The following is a 16,648-nucleotide window of genomic DNA, read 5'->3' as shown; positions in this document are numbered from 1 at the left end:
GAGAGGTCTATGCAGATCCAGATGCTTCTTCTTTAATGGAAAGATCTTGGCTTTTGATGGTCATCAAGTCGCTTTTTAAGTATTGGTCTCCCATTAAAAGCCTCATGGCTTGTGCTCTGATCGATTTTTCGATCACATTTCTGACAAAACGTCCATTGCTGAATTTAATGGGACTTGTCGTGCTTTTCACTGTCATTAAGTAATCTTTCAATTTCCATTCAGCTTCTTGACTGAGCTGGTATTCCCTTTCATCGATCATTCGTTTCGCAATCTCCATGAGCTGGGTCACAGAGTAATCTGGAAAATCAATGGAGATGGGAAATCTTGATTGGAGTCCGGGATTTAACGAGAGAAAATGATCCATTTCCCGTGAATATCCGGCGAGTATCAAAATAAACTCATGCTGTTTGTCTTCCATATGCTTTACAAGTGTGTCGATCGCTTCTTTCCCAAAGTCCTTTTCGCCGCCTCTTGCCAGCGAGTAGGCTTCGTCTATAAACAAAATGCCACCTAATGACTTTTTGATTAAATCTCTCGTCTTTTGGGCGGTGTGTCCGATATACTCCCCGACCAGGTCAGCCCGCTCCGCTTCTATTAAGTGGCCTTTTGACAGGACATTCATTTCAAAGAACAGCTTGCCGATGAGCCGTGCAACCGTCGTTTTTCCCGTTCCCGGATTTCCTTTAAACATCATGTGCAGCGCTTGCTTTCCAACCTTCAAGCCTTGCTCCGCGCGTTTTTGGTTCACAAAAATCCAGGCGTATATTTCCTTGATGTTGCGTTTCATTTCCTCCATCCCAACTAATGCGCTCATCTCTTTTTCGATTTCCTTCAAAATGCCGTGCTTTGCTTCGTTTTTTTGCAATGCAGCCTGATATTCCGCCTCTGCCTCAGCATTCGTCAGCACCTGCTTTTGCCCGTTCAGAATAATGTTGATCTGTCCGTTGTTTTTATAAGTCACAGCGCGCTCCAACATCTTCACCTCTCTGTTCTCTCTATATGATATTCAAGCGGATGCCGATTGTGACAAACGCCTATCATGTGTCGAAACAATTGCTTTTTTCGGGAACAATAAGGAATCCTGCGCTTTCCCGAGAAATACTTTATTTCTTATTGTATTCACGGACATGGGGTGGACAAACCATGAGATTTTGTTTTTAATCATTTTGTCAGAGTATTATGGTGAGCTTCTTTCTCATTATTTTCTCCATTCGCCAATCCTTTTTTCATGCAACGGGCTGTTTTTTGTACGAAGCGTATTACCCGCCCTAAGATACCTGAAGCGTTTTTCTTTTTTTCGATTTATAAAGTGGTGTCTTTAATGAAAGGAGCTTTTCTCATCAATTTACGTTTCAAATGCTTGATTTAATATGAACGCAAAGCTTAAAACCAGCAGGAATCAGTGCAGGTTAACCGAACCCATAGTACATACAAACATATGGCGTATGCACAGATTTCATGTCGGACCGTATCTGTTGTCGCTTCATGTTGAATTGTGCGCTTTCCCGAGAAATAATTTCCGAATTTGAAAGGGTTATTTCCTTATTTTTCAGTTGAATGATAATCGTACAAGCAGAAGCCGTGTTTTTTCATATCCTGTAATGAGGTGATGAAAAATGGTTAAAATTTTTATTGATCCTGGCCATGGCGGGTCTGATCCAGGCGCAACAGGTAATGGCCTTCAGGAAAAAACGTTAACCCTGCAAATCGCTTTAGCCTTACGTACGATATTAACTAATGAATATGAAGGCATTTCTTTGCTGCTGAGCCGGACAAGCGACCAATATGTCAGCTTAAACGACCGGACAAATGCCGCAAATAACTGGGGAGCAGATTTCTTTTTGTCCATTCACGTTAATTCCGGGGGAGGCACAGGTTTTGAAAGCTATATTTATCCAGATGTAGGAGCCCCAACGACGACTTATCAATCGACAATTCACTCTGAAGTGATACAAGCTGTCGACTTTGCCGATCGCGGCAAAAAAACAGCGAACTTCCACGTCCTAAGGGAGTCGGCAATGCCTGCCCTCTTGACCGAGAACGGCTTCATTGATACCGTTGCCGATGCAAATAAGCTGAAAACGAGCAGTTTTATTCAAAGCTTAGCGAGAGGACATGCAAACGGGCTGGAGCAAGCCTTTAACCTTAAAAAGACTTCCAGCTCAGGGTTATATAAGGTTCAAATCGGCGCATTTAAAGTCAAAGCGAATGCCGACTCGCTCGCAAGTAATGCCGAAGCCAAAGGTTTTGACTCGATTGTCCTTTTAAAGGACGGATTATACAAAGTGCAGATTGGCGCATTTTCATCCAAAGACAATGCAGACACCCTCGCTGCCAGAGCGAAAAATGCCGGCTTTGACGCTATTGTGATCCTAGAATCATAGCCGAGACGGGGACGAGCGTCTCATAAAAAAACCCGGCTCCTCATCGCGAGAAACCGGGTTTTTTTATTCAAGAATATCAACAACAAACTGTGACCATGTTTCCAGACGGTTGTAGATGTCATCCTGTTTTAATTCAGAAACTTTCATCCATTTACCCGCAATTTGTTCTTTCTCCTTCACTTCCACTTGTGCGCCAGGCTTTAATTGAAGCGCAGAAAGAATACCGATATGCACTTTGCCAACACTGTTTTCATCATCATTGATCAATCCCAGTGTGACAATCGCCTGTTTATCTTCTTCATTTATTTGCAGTTCTTCCTCAAGCTCACGGTCTGTGTTCAGCTTTAAGACTTCAGCAAATGAAGCTGCCCCTTCGATGGCGTTCATATGGCCGCCAAAGCCGAGAGAAAGCTTGTTGTGCAGTCGTGATTCACCGCCGCCAGCCAGCCGCTCGTAAAGAAAAACTTCATCTTCACGCTTAATGACGACATAAGGTATCGGCTGCTTGAAACGCGGATCTTCTTCTGCGTCCCCTCTTCTCATTTCACGATAGGCCGCTTCAATCTGAGCCATGATTTCGGCTACTCTGCTATCTTCACTGTACACGCCCTGGAAGGTTAAGCTTTCTTTCTTAAACACATCATCGCGCGGGGCAACTAAAATCATTTCGTCCATTTTTCCCATGGGTACTGCGTCCTCCTCATTTGAACCTTCAAGCCGAAAAGAGCAGATATTATATCTGCTCTTTTTCATCTTCAAAATAAAAGTCATCATCTTTGAGCGGCTCAACTGTCGCTTTTTTATAACCATTCCCCTTCATAGAGAAGAAGTCATGCGATTTTGTTTTTGTGTTTAATCCGTTTAATACGATCGGATTAATATCTTCCTCTTCGAAGTATGGATCAAATCCAAGATTCATCAGCGCTTTATTCGCATTATAGCGGATGAATTTCTTTACATCGTGTGAGAGTCCGACTTGATCGTACAAGTCCTCTGTATACTCAAGCTCATTTTCATATAACTGATTCAGAAGGTCGATCGCAAATTCACGAAGCTCTGCTTTTTTCTCTTCTGTCTGTTTATTATAAATTTCCTGAGCAAGGAGACCGACATACACGCCGTGAATCGCTTCGTCACGAAGGATCAGGTTAATGATCTCACCGCTTTGCATCAGTTTTCCTTGTCCGTAGAAATATAACGGATAATAGAAACCGCTGTAGAAAAGGAAGCTTTCCAGATAGACGGAAGCAACCATCGCTTTGAACAGTGAAATTTCATCATCTTTTTGAATGGCTTTGTAAAGCCCGACAATCATTTGCGCTTTTTTCTGCAAATATTTATTTTGTTTAACCCATTCAAATACTTCATTAATCGTTTCAGTCGGTGCAAGGGTCATGAAAATATTAGAGTACGACTTCGCATGGACAGCGTTCTCCATCATCGCCATAAAGTTCAGCACCGCTTTCCGCTGGTGGCCATCTACGTGTTCAGCCACAATCGGCATCCCCGTATTCCCCTGCTCTGTATCAAGAAGCGTAAGTCCGGCCAGTACCTTCATATAAGTGTCCTGCTCATTTTTTCCGAGGTACTTCCATGTGAGGAGATCGCCGTTTAAAGCAATCTCTTCCGGAAGCCAGAACTGTTTCACGTTTTGGTTATAGAACATTTGGGTAAAATCGTCTTCATGCTTTGACCAGTTTGCTGCGTCATAAATTTTTGTCACTATAAACTCTCCTTTAATCAAACAACACAAGAAAGGCAGCTGTCTTGCCCAGTATCTTTCGTTCTTGCATAGTAAATGGTTTTAATTCCTCTATGATGTGCATACAGATCGATTCGGTTTAAATCACGGGTCGTCATTGTGTCTTTTAAGAACAATGTAAAGCTGATTCCCTGATCAATGTGCTGCTGGATAGTGGCGATCATATCCACAACCTTGAACATGTCCATATCGTAGGCTTCTTTATAGAAGAACCAGTTATTAGATGCAAGCCCAGGCATTGGGTAGTACGTTTTTGAGTTGCCGTATGTTCGTTCTTCAATGCGTTCCATAATCGGCATAACAGACGCCGTACTTGATTGGACGTATGAGATAGAGCCTGTCGGCGCAATGCATAATCTGTAGCTGTGATACATACCGTGTTCAGCCACAAATGCTTTTAGCTTTTTCCAGTCCTCTGTCGTCGGGATATGCATACCCTCAAACAGATTAGCGATTTTTTCATATTTCGGTGAGAAATCAGTAGAAACGTATTTGTCAAAGTATTCACCTGTCGCATAGGTTGAGCCTTCATATTGATCAAACGTTTCACCCTTCTCTTTTGCGATTTCCGCAGAACGCTGGATGGAGTAGAAGTTCACCATCATAAAGAACGTGTTTGCAAAGTCACGCGCTTCCGGACTTTCATACGCAATGCCGTTTTGCGCAAGGTAGCCGTGAAGGTTCATAGCACCGAGGCCGATTGATTTCATCGCTTTGTTTGCCCGTCTTACAGCAGGCGCATTACGGATGTCAGTTGTTTCAGACACGTGTGTTAAAGAGTCTGTCGCAAGCTTGACTGTCTTTTCGATTGATTTATGCTCCATGACATTGAGAATGTTAAGCGAACCCAAGTTGCAGGAAATATCCAGACCGATTTCATCTTCTTCATCATAGTCTGTGTATGAAGAAACTTGAGATGCCTGCAGCACTTCAGAGCAAAGGTTAGAAAATTTGACCTTGGAAATATGGTTATTCGCATGCACTTTATTGACGTTATCTTGGAACATGATGTATGGATAGCCTGATTCAGAACGAAGCATCGCCAATTTTTCAAGCAGTTTCCGCGGGTTGATTTTTTCCTTTTTCACCCGAGGGTTGTCGACAAACTTGTCGTACATTTCGTTCATGTCCATCTCATCCATGTGCTGGCCGTACTCTTTATAAATCGTGTGCGGGTAGAATACATAAGCCGCTTTGTCCTCGCGTGCAAGCTCAACGAACTTATCCGGAATGACAACACCGATCGAAAGCGTTTTGACACGCACATCTTCATCCGCAGAAATCTTTTTCGTATCAAGAAAATCATTGATATCGCGGTGGAAAATGTTTAAATACGCCGCGCCGGATCCTTGTCTTTGTCCCATTTGGTCAGCGTAACGGAACGCGTTATCAAGAAGCTTCATGACGCCTACAACGCCTTTTGTCGCATTCTCAACATCTTTAATGGCTTCACCTTTCGCGCGAAGCTTGGACAGGTTAAGAGAAACCCCGCCGCCAAGCTTAGAAAGCTGCATGGAGATATCGATCGCTCTTGAAATGTCATTTAAAGAATCATTAACTTCGAGCAAGAAGCAGCTCACAAGTTCACCGCGGCGTTTTCTGCCGGCGTTCAAAAATGTCGGTGTGCTCGGCTGATATTCTTGATTGATCATCAGGTTTACATATTCTTTTGCTTTCTCAGTGTCGCCGTTAGCGAAGAACAGCGCAACAATTGAGATCCGGTCCTCATAACGCTCGAGGATTTTTTTCTTGTCATTCGTTTTCAAAGCATAGTCATTATAGAATTTAAACGCACTCATGAAGGAAGGAAAACGAAACTTCTTAGCGTAAGCTGTCTTAAACACTTCTTTAATGTCTTCAAAAGAATAAAGGCTTAAGAATTCCTCTTCGTAGTATTGGTTTTCAACCAAATAATCCAGCTTCTCTTTTAAATCGTGAAAGAAGACTGTGTTTTGATTGATATAATCTACAAAATAGCTATGTACAGCCTCTTTATCCTTATCAAACTGGAATTTTCCATCTTTTTGGATCATGATTTCGTTATTTAACTGGATCCATTTTGGCACTTGATTTTGTGACAACTCTTTCTACCTCCTGAGTAAACAATTCAACGTCTTTAGATGTGCCGCTGAGTTCAAATTTGTGCAAGATCGGCACCTGATATTGTCTTGAAATGGTATCGGCGCTTTTTGCAAAGTTATCGCCCCATACTTTGTTGCCGCTCGCAGCGACTCCTAATAAGAGATGGGCGTATTTTTCGAGAAATGATTGTGTTGATGCCGGTACCTGGCCGAAGTTTGTCGTGTAGGTGACCAAAACAAACGGAGTGTCCACGTGGTCCATTTCGTCCACCTTGCGTATCTGCTGAAAGCCTGTTTTATTCACAAACCGCTGAACATTCCCTGTTTTCGAATCAAATATGATTTGTACCACGTTTTATCACGACCTATCAAAAAATATGAATCTCTCATTACTAACACTATATATAGTATACTACCCTCTAGCAAAAACACAATATATAGATTCGTTTTTATGAAAAATTCATATTTTGATCAAATCAGGCAAATGGGCAGACTCATTAGGGCCCAAAAAAGAGAGCAGAACGAGAATCATCTCTCGTCCTACTCGGGGTGTCGTTTTTTAGCCGATGTTTATCATAACATGAAAAAAAACTGCTTAGTAGTCTAGATTTTTTTTTCTTAAGCTATCACAGCATTTTTCACTCTCTACTGTTTCTTCTATTTCAACATCCGCGCCGATCTCTTCTAAAACCGCCTTCAAAGCAGTGATAATTGACGCTTCTCTGATTAATTCTTTTCCGTTCACAATGATACTTGTTCCGTATTCATAGCAAGAATCATCTTCGCAAATTTCTTCCCAATGATTCACGATCACTTTATGCTTCATGTTTTCACCCTCTGTTTGATCTGTGTCTGTATTTAGTTTAGCGGCTGGAATCCGCTTTGTAAATTCGAATGCTTGTGAATTTTATTCAAGTTCATCATCCGCGTATTCTTTCTTCAGCTTTACCTCATTGCGGGACTCATTATACTCATAAATTTTGATATAGCCGTCCTCCATAACGCCAAAATGGTTATGTTCAAGTGGAAACGAGGTGGGCTGAGGCGTTTCATAGTCTGAATTGCCGCTGTCTGTTTCAATAATGGTATCTTGATTCCCGCACGCCCCGAACAGTAAAAAGACAGCTATCCATACAAGTGCAATCCTGATTCGTCTCAGTTCTGCTTCACTTTCAAACAAGGTCGATCACTCCTAAATTCATTTTATACATAATATACCATTTTCACTTCCGTATGTTGTTCTCATAAAAAAAGACCGTGCCTTGGCATGGTCAGCTTACACAAAAAGCTTGGAGCAAAAGTGGATTCATGTTAAAAATGGCCGCCGGGAACCCCCGGCAGCCTTTCCTCATGTCTTGACATGGCATTTTTTGATCTATTCGAGTTCAAGCTGGACGTTTTTTTGCGGCGCAAACGTTGAGATCGCATGTTTATATATAAGCTGCTGCTTACCTTCCGATTCCAACAATACGGTAAAGTTATCAAAGCCTTTCACCTGGCCCCGCAACTGAAAGCCGTTCAGCAAAAAAACAGTGACATACGTATTTTCTTTCCGGATTTGATTCAAAAACTGATCCTGAATATTAATCGGTTTCATGTTTCGTCCTCCTTGATTCTCTATATCATACAGTTTCGATTAAAATTCGAGTTTTCCTGCTATATGTGTGAAAATTTCCTTTTTTTTCAGCTCCATATCAACAGGCGGTGTCATATCGAACCATGTGACCTGCATTTTGTTGCGAAACCACGTCAGCTGGCGTTTCGCATACCGCCTCGAGTTCTGCTTTAGCTGTTCGACAGCATCGGAAAGTGTCACAAAACCGTCAAAATATGCATACAGCTCTTTATAGCCTATCGCCTGTATTGATTGACAGTCTCTCACGTTCTTGTCGTATAAGCGTTTCACTTCGGGAAGAAGGCCTGACTGCATCATCAAATCGACCCGCTGATTAATTCTTTCGTAAAGCGTGTCTCTATCCATTGTTAGGCCAATTAACACTGCATTGTACAGAAGTTCTCGTTTTTGTTCCTTCAAATGCTGGGACATCGTTTTTCCGGACGTATGTAAAATTTCCAGTGCGCGAATGACTCTTCTTGTATTATTCGGATGAATCGCAGCTGCTGCCTCGGGATCTGCTGCAGCAAGTTTGGCATGAAGAAAGTCAGCGCCTTCCCGCTCAGCGGCCATTTGCATGCTCTCTCGAAACACGGGATCATTTGCCTCTTCCGTAAATGTATAATCGTAAAGCACAGATTGTATATAAAGCCCTGTACCGCCGACAATCATCGGAAGCTTTCCTCTATTTGCAATCTCGCTGATTTTATTTCTTACTAAGCTTTGATAATCGGCAGTAGAGAAAGAGTCTTGGGGATCTAAAATGTCAATCAGATGATGGGGCACTCCCTCCATCTCCTGTTCGGTAATTTTAGCTGTTCCAATATCCATCCCTTTATAAATCTGCATCGAATCTCCGCTGATAATTTCCGCGTTTAAGGATTTGGCTAGCTGAATACTTAAATTGGTTTTCCCCACTGCCGTCGGTCCGACTAAAATGACAACGGGCTGCTTCGTATTATTCAATATGTATCACTCTCTTTTATAAATCTCCCCCCATTATAGCATTCAACATGGACAACCACCTATCCATTTTGCCCTTTTTTTGCATCGGTAAACATCCTTCTACCAGCCGAGCGGCTCATTGCCGACAATTTCCCTTGTCTTTCCTTTCAGGGTATGACGATGCGTTTTTCTTCTGTCATCTCCGGGATCGTACACAACCCCTCCGTACTGGATCTCAATCGGCTCGTTATAGGCCAGATACGTCGTTTCTTCGATTTCATGATAATGTGTGCCATCTGCTAAAGGAATCGCCGGTCCTGAGATTCCGTAATACCGATGAAAATGGCCGTTTTCAAATGAAGTGATCCCTGTATAGTAATGTGTATGCTGATCGGTATTTGATCCGTTTGCCGGCTGAGTAAACCCTTCGATGAGATGATAATGGCCCTGTTCTCTCGTTGTTTTGACATGATAAGCATGTGCGTGGGGCGGTGCTTTTGACCAGTCAGACTGATACAGGCCCAATGTGTTCACATCCTCCTTTTCCTCGATTCGCCCAATCAAATCCGGGCAGGGTGAATACACTGCATCATCTACACTTTATTACAGGAGGAAAGAAAACATGAACGAGTTAGAGCATTTCAGCCCTGAAGATACAAGAATATTTGGAAGACCGTTCGGATTCGGGAGACCATTTGGGTTTGGAAGACCGTTCGGATTTGGTTACGGGTTTGGAAGACCCGGATTTGGCTATGGATTTGGGTTTGGCCGGCCATTCGGATTTTTTGGAGGACCGTTTATCGGCGGCCTTGCAGGCGGGCTTATAGGAAGCGCTTTATTTAATCCTTATTTGTATGGCGGATACCCCTATTATCCGTATGCCCCGTTCCCTTATTATTATTAAACGCAAAAGGCCCCTTAAAAAGGGGTCTTTTTATGTGTGTGAAAATGAATCTCTTGACTCATACATAGGCATACACTAATATTTTTCTAGCTGAAGTTTTTTCTAATCTAAAAATATAGTGAGGAGAATTCATGATGTTGATAGGATATATATTCCTCACGATTGCCATATGTTCGGAATCGATAGGAGCAGCCATGCTGAAGGTATCTGATGGCTTCAAAAAGTGGAAGCCAAGTGCTTTGGTCGTTATTGGCTATTCCCTCGCCTTTTATATGCTGTCCCTGACTTTAAACCATATTCCCCTGAGCCTCTCCTATGCGACTTGGAGCGGGGCGGGCACGGTGCTGACGTCAGTGATCGGAGTAAAATGGTTCAAGGAAGATCTGAATGCCAAAGGGCTGATCGGGATTCTTTTATTACTATCAGGGGTCGTGTTACTTAATTGGCAGTAAAGGAGTGATGAAGATGAGAGGATTGCTTTATTTGGCTCTCGCCATTGTATCTGAAGTGTTTGGGAGCACGATGCTGAAGCTTTCAGAAGGATTTACACAAACCTGGCCCATTGCCGGAGTCATAGTCGGATTTCTTTCTGCTTTTACGTTTCTAAGCTTTTCTTTAAAAACAATTGACTTATCAAGCGCGTATGCAACATGGTCGGGCGTTGGTACCGCGCTTACAGCAATTGTCGGGTTTTTGCTTTTTGGCGAAACCATCAGTTTAAAAGGTGTATTCGGTCTCACGCTTGTCATTGCAGGCGTGGTCGTGCTAAATCAATCGAAAGCCCACGCTGAAGATAAAAAACAGACGGTCTGTGAGTGACCGTCTGTTTTCTTTATTCTCCACCCAGTTTCACAGAGGCTTCAAGCTGCAGCTCGACATTTCCTTGAATTGCACGCGAAATCATGCATGACGACTCCGCTTTTTTACAAAGCTTGTGCGCCAATGCGACGTCGTCTTGTGAAGCATCATGTTTAAGCACGACATAGGGACGGTGAATGATCTTTTTGTATGTAAAGACTCCTTTTGTGACGTCGACAATGCCTTCTGACTCCATCTGTAAGTGTTCTTTTTCCAGCCCGCTTCTCTCCATCATCGCTGCAAGTGTAATAATGTAACAGGTCGCTGCCGCCCCGAGAAGCATTTCATCTGGGTTGGTCCCTTCTCCCGGGCCATCCATTTCTTTAGGAATGGAAATCGATGTGATCAGGTTTCCGCTTTCGATCGTACCGACATCATTGCGGTTACCCGGCCAGTTCGCTTTTAAATAAAAATGATGATCTGCCATTGTTTTGCCTCCTTTTTTATCCTATTTCAGTCTACTGATCTTCTCTTTTTTTGTCTTCTGATCTGCTTGTTACGAATACTCTTTTTCCAGGACACCTTTGATCGCACTGACATAAGCATAAAATTCACTGTTCTTTGTGTATTTTCTATTTTTATAATAAAAATCATCAAAAAATGCTTCTCTCTGCTCACGGCTGATTTCCAGCTGGATACTTAGCCCCGTTTCCCCTTGGTTATTAATGTTTTCGGCATTCAATCCAGCAAGACCGCTTTTAGACGACGCTAACTCAGCGGAAAACCCTCTCCGCTCAAGGGCTCTCACAATCATTTTCGCCCGCTTTCGGTCTGTTCCCCCTACAAGCGTATTCTTGTTCTCTCCTTTATATCCGTGAAAAGCCACCACATATTGATGCTCCTTGATTTTCTTTTTAGCCAATGGCTCATCAAAGTTGGTGCTTGTAATGTGCAGCGTTTGGTTATCGTGGGACTTCAACCCTTCAAACAGGTATGTAGAGTATTCATTATTGAAATAACGCACAAGCTCACTTACTCCGCCTTCAATTCTTCCGCCATGCGGAGACATAATTAAGACTTTGCTTCCTTTTTTCTCATTATATGAAATATCGTAATCGGCTGGGCTCTCATTCTCTGCCAAGCTGCTGAAATTTGAATATGTATCTGGCTGATTTGATGGTTCAGGTTCCAATGAGTAATGAACATATCTCAAGAACAAGACAATGGCTAAGACTAATATGACATTTAGTAAAAATCTTCTCATGTTTAACTCCTTTCATAAGAATGGCGCGGTTCATTATATGAGGTTTAGCCAATAGGTTTTATCTTACCATTGTATACACAATATCATCAGTGAAAAAGTTCCCGGTTTCAAAAAATCAATTGATTGTCACGGTTATTAGCGGTTCATTTCAAATAAGAGTGAAAAAAGGTTGAGAGGAAAGACAAAAAAAGGTAGGAACAACCTCACTTGGCAAATAAATGTATATAGGTTTAAGGAGGGTTTTAGTAACAGGCTGCCCGGTTGCTGAGACGGACAGCTGTTACCGGCCTGCAGAATAGAGATTTTGCTTATTTGTTCTCACAAAATCACAGGAGAGGATAGAGTCCAATAAAAATGTTCTGATCTGTTGTTTCGAAAAACAAAATGCTTTGATTTTCGTTTTGCTTTTCTGTCTCACAATAATCGTTCTTTTACTAATCGTTCCGTCTTTCTTCATATATATAATGCTGATTGGCATTTGGCTTTCCAAAGAACGGTGCAAGTAGAAATTCATACAGTTGCTCTCCCCTTCCCAGTTTGATATGACCACATTATAATACGAACAAACGTTCTTTTTCAATCCCCAATGATTTCCTCAACTTCTGAATCCATCGTATCTAATGCGAAAGATTCAGAAAAACAAACTCTTGTCTGTCTCTTACAGAGGACAAACAAACTTACCAAACCTATCATCTGTTCATAGAGTATACAGACAACCTTATAATAGGAGGAAAATACATGTTTGGGTACTCTATGGTACAAATGGTGAGAGCAAATGCTCACAAGCTAGATTGGCCGTTACGGGAAACCGTATTGCAGCTTTACAAGCCCTTCAAATGGACTCCTTGCTTCTTGCATAAATTTTTCGAAACCAAATTGCAAAACAGAAAAAAAATGTCAGTCATTATCGAATTTGAGGAAGGCTGTCACGAGACCGGCTTTCAAATGGCTGGAGAGGTGCTGCAAAAAGAAAAACGCAGCAAGCTAAAAAGCCGCTTCAACAAAATCAACTGCTGCAGCGCCGAGGTTACTCCTTCAGCATTACATTCCCTTCTCTCTGAATGCAGCAATATTCGTAAAGTGTATTTAAACCGCGAAGTCAAAGCGCTTTTAGACACGGCAACCGAAGCAAGCCATGCGAAGGAAGTCGTCAGAAACGGGCAAACCCTGACAGGAAAAGGTGTTACTGTCGCTGTTGTCGATACAGGAATCTACCCGCATCCTGATCTAGAAGGCAGAATTATCGGATTCGCGGACATGGTCAATCAAAAAACAGAGCCATACGATGATAATGGTCATGGCACACACTGTGCAGGTGATGTCGCAAGCAGCGGCGCATCCTCTTCCGGTCAATACCGCGGACCTGCACCGGAAGCCAATCTCATCGGCGTAAAGGTATTAAACAAGCAGGGTTCAGGAACGTTAGCAGATATTATAGAGGGTGTTGAGTGGTGTATTCAATACAATGAGGACAACCCCGATGAACCGATTGATATTATTAGCATGTCGCTCGGGGGCGATGCCCTTAGATATGATCATGAACAGGAAGATCCGTTAGTCAGAGCGGTTGAAGAAGCGTGGAACGCAGGGATTGTCGTCTGTGTCGCTGCCGGAAACTCAGGCCCTGATTCGCAGACCATTGCAAGCCCGGGCGTGAGCGAAAAGGTGATTACAGTAGGTGCGCTTGACGATAACAATACTGCAAGCAGCGATGATGATACTGTCGCTTCCTTCTCAAGCCGCGGCCCGACAGTATACGGGAAAGAAAAGCCCGATATTTTAGCGCCGGGTGTTAATATTATTTCCCTTCGCTCTCCGAATTCTTATATTGATAAGCTCCAAAAGTCAAGCCGTGTAGGGTCTCAGTACTTTACAATGTCAGGAACCTCGATGGCAACACCGATTTGCGCAGGAATCGCAGCTTTAATTCTTCAGCAAAACCCGGATCTTACCCCTGATGAAGTAAAAGAGCTTTTGAAAAACGGCACGGACAAATGGAAAGATGAAGATCCGAATGTGTACGGAGCGGGCGCTGTCAACGCAGAAAATTCCGTTCCCGGCCAATAAACATCATCAAAAGCCGGCAATTCTCTCTCAGCAGAACTGCCGGTTTTTTTGTTTGAATATTCATAATCATAAGGTAAAATAATGGAAAATAGATGAAGGAACTGAAGAAAGTGCCATATTATATCTGCAACACATGCGGTGTGCAACATGCACAGACTGTAGATCCGCCCAACTCGTGTCTGATTTGCGAGGATGAAAGGCAGTATATTCATCCCGATGGACAAAGTTGGACAACCCTTGAAGACATGCGTGAGAAAGGAAACCTTCAAAACATCCTCAAAAAGGAAGAAGAGCATCTTTACAGCATCAAAACTGAACCAGAGTTTGCGATTGGACAAACAGCCCATCTTATCCAGCATAAGGGCTTCAATGTGCTGTGGGATTGCATGACATATCTTGACCAAAAGACAATTGGCCAAATCAACGAATTAGGCGGTATTCAAGCCATCGCCTTGTCTCATCCACATTATTACTCTACTCAGGTTGAGTGGGCTGAAACGTTTCAGGCCCCGATCTATATCCATGAGGATGATAAAGAATGGGTGACAAGGCCAAGCAATCACATTCACTTCTGGTCAGGGGAAACGCTCAACGTGAAGCCGGGACTGGACCTTTACCGACTGGGCGGACATTTTAAAGGCGGTGCTGTTTTGCATTGGAGCAAGGGCAATGAAGGGAAAGGCTGTCTATTGACCGGAGATATCATTACGGTTGCGGCGGACCGAAACTGGGTCAGCTTTATGTACAGCTACCCAAATCTCATTCCCCTTCCCGCCTCCAAAGTTGAAGAAATAGCAGCCAAAGTAAAACCGCTTCAATTCAACCGGCTTTACAATGCTTTTTCTAAAGTTGTCAAAGAAAATGCCGGCGAAGCGGTCCAGCGTTCTGCCGTACGCTATATCAAGGCTCTCAACAGCGAATTGTTTCATACATAAAGAGTGAGGCGGCTCTTTTCCGTGTAAAAGATGCAGCAATTGGGAATAGTATCGTGTAGATCAAAAGGAGGAATATTGATGGCACACACGAATACACAGCTTTCTCAATGGCTGGAGTCAAAAGTCGGCCAGACGCTTGATATTAGAAAAGGTGAATTGACCCATAATGAAGAGATATCAGACTTGGATCAGATAGTTCTCCACCTTCAAAAAGTGGCTATACGCAGTACGAATCATCCTGATGATTATGTTGCGAAAGAAGAGCTGGTTTTAGAAGGCGAAGGAACAACATTCACTGAGGACGGAAACGTACCGCTTCCGCAAAATGCCTATGAGATTCCTTTATTAGGTGAAATTCATATTCACCAAGAAAACGAAGGATTGAAGGTCGTAACAGATCGTGCAGTATATACAATTGATATCCAGCACAGCTGAAAGCCACTTTCATCAAAATAATACAGCGTAGCGCCTTTGAGCTTTCGTTCAAAGGCGCTGCTTTATATCGAGCCGTTTTTTCACTTTTTTCGTTCTTCACCCTATTGAATGACTCCTAAAATAGATATATAGTTTTAGAGACAGGATTACATTTCAAATCATTCTGTTTTTTGTAAACTAGTTCAGCAATTTGATTCATCTATTTACCCTATTAGGCGAGGAGAATGCAAATGGAAAAATTGATGTTTCATCCGCATGGTAAAGAGTTTCATCACAATCCTTTTTCAGTTTTAGGACGATTTAGAGAGGAAGAGCCCATTCACCGATTTGAATTAAAACGGTTCGGAGCCACATATCCGGCCTGGTTAATTACCCGATACGATGATTGTATGGCCTTTTTAAAAGACAATCGAATTACAAGAGACGTAAAAAATGTGATGAACCAAGAACAAATCAAAATGCTCAACGTTAGTGAAGATATCGATTTTGTATCCGATCATATGCTGGCAAAAGACACACCTGACCATACCCGCCTGAGATCACTTGTTCATCAAGCATTTACTCCCCGAACCATTGAAAATCTGCGCGGCAGCATTGAACAAATTGCTGAACAGCTTTTAGATGAAATGGAAAATGAAAATAAAGCGGATATCATGAAATCCTTCGCTTCCCCTTTGCCTTTTATTGTTATATCTGAATTGATGGGAATCCCAAAAGAAGATCGGTCACAGTTTCAAATCTGGACCAATGCGATGGTTGATACCTCTGAAGGTAATAGAGAGCTGACAAATCAGGCTCTTCGTGAATTTAAAGATTATATCGCCAAGCTGATCCATGACAGAAGGATAAAGCCAAAAGACGATTTAATCAGCAAACTTGTGCATGCTGAGGAAAACGGCAGCAAGTTAAGCGAAAAAGAGCTCTATTCGATGCTGTTCTTGCTCGTTGTAGCCGGCCTTGAGACGACTGTTAACTTACTCGGCTCAGGCACCCTCGCATTGCTGCAGCACAAGAAGGAATGTGAGAAGCTCAAGCAGCAGCCTGAAATGATCGCTACAGCGGTTGAAGAATTGCTGCGATACACCTCACCTGTCGTTATGATGGCAAATCGGTGGGCCATCGAAGACTTTACATATAAGGGGCATTCGATCAAAAGAGGAGACATGATTTTTATAGGCATCGGATCGGCCAATCGCGACCCGAATTTTTTTGAGAACCCCGAAATATTAAATATAAATCGGTCGCCTAACAGACATATTTCTTTCGGTTTTGGCATTCATTTCTGCTTAGGAGCGCCTCTTGCCAGGCTGGAAGGCCACATTGCATTTAACGCACTTTTGAAGAGATTTCCTGATATTGAACTTGCGGTTGCACCTGATGACATTCAATGGAGAAAAAATGTCTTTTTAAGAGGATTAGAAAGTCTCCCTGTTTCACTTTCAAAATAATATTCAAAAC

The 16,648-nt window shown here is 42.6% G+C and carries 21 protein-coding genes; 8 read left to right on the top strand and 13 right to left on the bottom strand.

What is annotated here, in order from left to right:
- Positions 1-7: 7 nt before the first annotated feature.
- A complete protein-coding gene (spoVK, locus tag AC07VD_RS09900) occupies positions 8-976 on the bottom strand; it encodes a stage V sporulation protein K (RefSeq protein ID WP_003231746.1) in 969 nt (322 codons plus the stop codon).
- A 640-nt stretch (positions 977-1,616) separates the two neighbouring features.
- Between spoVK and cwlC the strand changes: the two genes are divergently transcribed.
- Entirely contained in the window at positions 1,617-2,384 is a 768-nt protein-coding gene (gene cwlC, locus AC07VD_RS09895; RefSeq protein WP_217017844.1) for a sporulation-specific N-acetylmuramoyl-L-alanine amidase, read from the top strand.
- 63 nt (positions 2,385-2,447) lie between these two features.
- On the opposite strand, the gene AC07VD_RS09890 is transcribed toward cwlC, so the two are convergent.
- The 9 genes from AC07VD_RS09890 to AC07VD_RS09850 form a co-directional block, all read right to left on the bottom strand.
- Positions 2,448-3,068 (bottom strand): hypothetical protein, encoded by a 621-nt coding sequence (locus AC07VD_RS09890; protein ID WP_003245105.1) that lies wholly within the window; start codon positions 3,066-3,068, stop codon positions 2,448-2,450.
- 49 nt (positions 3,069-3,117) lie between these two features.
- Entirely contained in the window at positions 3,118-4,107 is a 990-nt protein-coding gene (gene nrdF / locus AC07VD_RS09885) for a class 1b ribonucleoside-diphosphate reductase subunit beta (protein ID WP_003231754.1), read from the bottom strand.
- A 17-nt stretch (positions 4,108-4,124) separates the two neighbouring features.
- Entirely contained in the window at positions 4,125-6,227 is a 2,103-nt protein-coding gene (gene nrdE / locus AC07VD_RS09880) for a class 1b ribonucleoside-diphosphate reductase subunit alpha (RefSeq protein ID WP_014479842.1), read from the bottom strand.
- On the bottom strand, positions 6,187-6,579 hold the full coding sequence (gene nrdI, locus AC07VD_RS09875) for a class Ib ribonucleoside-diphosphate reductase assembly flavoprotein NrdI (protein ID WP_003231758.1): 393 nt from the start codon (positions 6,577-6,579) through the stop codon (positions 6,187-6,189). Before nrdI ends, nrdE begins: the two co-directional genes overlap by 41 nt.
- 243 nt (positions 6,580-6,822) lie before the next feature.
- Complete coding sequence (locus AC07VD_RS09870; RefSeq protein ID WP_003245262.1) at positions 6,823-7,053, bottom strand: hypothetical protein; 231 nt, start codon at positions 7,051-7,053, stop codon at positions 6,823-6,825.
- 81 nt (positions 7,054-7,134) lie between these two features.
- The gene (locus tag AC07VD_RS09865; RefSeq protein ID WP_014479841.1) at positions 7,135-7,407 is read right to left on the bottom strand and encodes a YmzC family protein; all 273 of its coding nucleotides are present in this window, start codon (positions 7,405-7,407) and stop codon (positions 7,135-7,137) included.
- 195 nt (positions 7,408-7,602) lie between these two features.
- Positions 7,603-7,824, bottom strand: a complete 222-nt coding sequence (hfq, locus tag AC07VD_RS09860; RefSeq protein ID WP_003221097.1) for an RNA chaperone Hfq — start codon at positions 7,822-7,824, stop codon at positions 7,603-7,605.
- A gap of 39 nt (positions 7,825-7,863) precedes the next feature.
- The gene (gene miaA / locus AC07VD_RS09855; protein WP_494721721.1) at positions 7,864-8,808 is read right to left on the bottom strand and encodes a tRNA (adenosine(37)-N6)-dimethylallyltransferase MiaA; all 945 of its coding nucleotides are present in this window, start codon (positions 8,806-8,808) and stop codon (positions 7,864-7,866) included.
- 99 nt (positions 8,809-8,907) lie between these two features.
- On the bottom strand, positions 8,908-9,321 hold the full coding sequence (locus tag AC07VD_RS09850) for a YmaF family protein (RefSeq protein WP_003231769.1): 414 nt from the start codon (positions 9,319-9,321) through the stop codon (positions 8,908-8,910).
- A gap of 88 nt (positions 9,322-9,409) precedes the next feature.
- Between AC07VD_RS09850 and ymaG the strand changes: the two genes are divergently transcribed.
- From ymaG to ebrB, 3 genes are all read left to right on the top strand, one after another.
- Positions 9,410-9,691, top strand: coding sequence for an inner spore coat protein YmaG (gene ymaG, locus AC07VD_RS09845; RefSeq protein WP_015715926.1), 282 nt, complete (start codon positions 9,410-9,412; stop codon positions 9,689-9,691).
- A 134-nt stretch (positions 9,692-9,825) separates the two neighbouring features.
- Complete coding sequence (gene ebrA / locus AC07VD_RS09840; RefSeq protein ID WP_024572445.1) at positions 9,826-10,143, top strand: multidrug efflux SMR transporter subunit EbrA; 318 nt, start codon at positions 9,826-9,828, stop codon at positions 10,141-10,143.
- Between the two features lie 13 nt (positions 10,144-10,156).
- A complete protein-coding gene (gene ebrB / locus AC07VD_RS09835; RefSeq protein WP_151262189.1) occupies positions 10,157-10,510 on the top strand; it encodes a multidrug efflux SMR transporter subunit EbrB in 354 nt (117 codons plus the stop codon).
- A 13-nt stretch (positions 10,511-10,523) separates the two neighbouring features.
- On the opposite strand, the gene AC07VD_RS09830 is transcribed toward ebrB, so the two are convergent.
- From AC07VD_RS09830 to AC07VD_RS09820, 3 genes are all read right to left on the bottom strand, one after another.
- Positions 10,524-10,976, bottom strand: coding sequence for an OsmC family protein (locus AC07VD_RS09830; protein WP_217017842.1), 453 nt, complete (start codon positions 10,974-10,976; stop codon positions 10,524-10,526).
- 69 nt (positions 10,977-11,045) lie between these two features.
- Positions 11,046-11,753, bottom strand: a complete 708-nt coding sequence (locus tag AC07VD_RS09825; RefSeq protein WP_003245758.1) for a poly-gamma-glutamate hydrolase family protein — start codon at positions 11,751-11,753, stop codon at positions 11,046-11,048.
- Positions 11,754-12,033: 280 nt separating this feature from the next.
- Entirely contained in the window at positions 12,034-12,267 is a 234-nt protein-coding gene (locus tag AC07VD_RS09820) for a hypothetical protein (protein WP_014476869.1), read from the bottom strand.
- A gap of 224 nt (positions 12,268-12,491) precedes the next feature.
- Here AC07VD_RS09820 and aprX point away from each other — a divergent pair, with 224 nt between their 5' ends.
- The 4 genes from aprX (at position 12,492) to AC07VD_RS09800 (ending at position 16,638) form a co-directional block, all read left to right on the top strand.
- Entirely contained in the window at positions 12,492-13,820 is a 1,329-nt protein-coding gene (gene aprX / locus AC07VD_RS09815) for a serine protease AprX (protein WP_217017841.1), read from the top strand.
- A 110-nt stretch (positions 13,821-13,930) separates the two neighbouring features.
- Complete coding sequence (locus AC07VD_RS09810) at positions 13,931-14,755, top strand: MBL fold metallo-hydrolase (protein WP_217017837.1); 825 nt, start codon at positions 13,931-13,933, stop codon at positions 14,753-14,755.
- 78 nt (positions 14,756-14,833) lie between these two features.
- Complete coding sequence (ymzB, locus tag AC07VD_RS09805; RefSeq protein ID WP_024572611.1) at positions 14,834-15,190, top strand: protein YmzB; 357 nt, start codon at positions 14,834-14,836, stop codon at positions 15,188-15,190.
- A 230-nt stretch (positions 15,191-15,420) separates the two neighbouring features.
- Entirely contained in the window at positions 15,421-16,638 is a 1,218-nt protein-coding gene (locus tag AC07VD_RS09800; RefSeq protein WP_217017835.1) for a cytochrome P450 family protein, read from the top strand.
- The last annotated feature ends 10 nt before the right edge of the window (positions 16,639-16,648 follow it).

It is taken from the genome of Bacillus sp. GW821-FHT01G09 (genome assembly GCF_059422205.1).
This window is presented reverse-complemented; position numbering and strand designations above follow the sequence as displayed.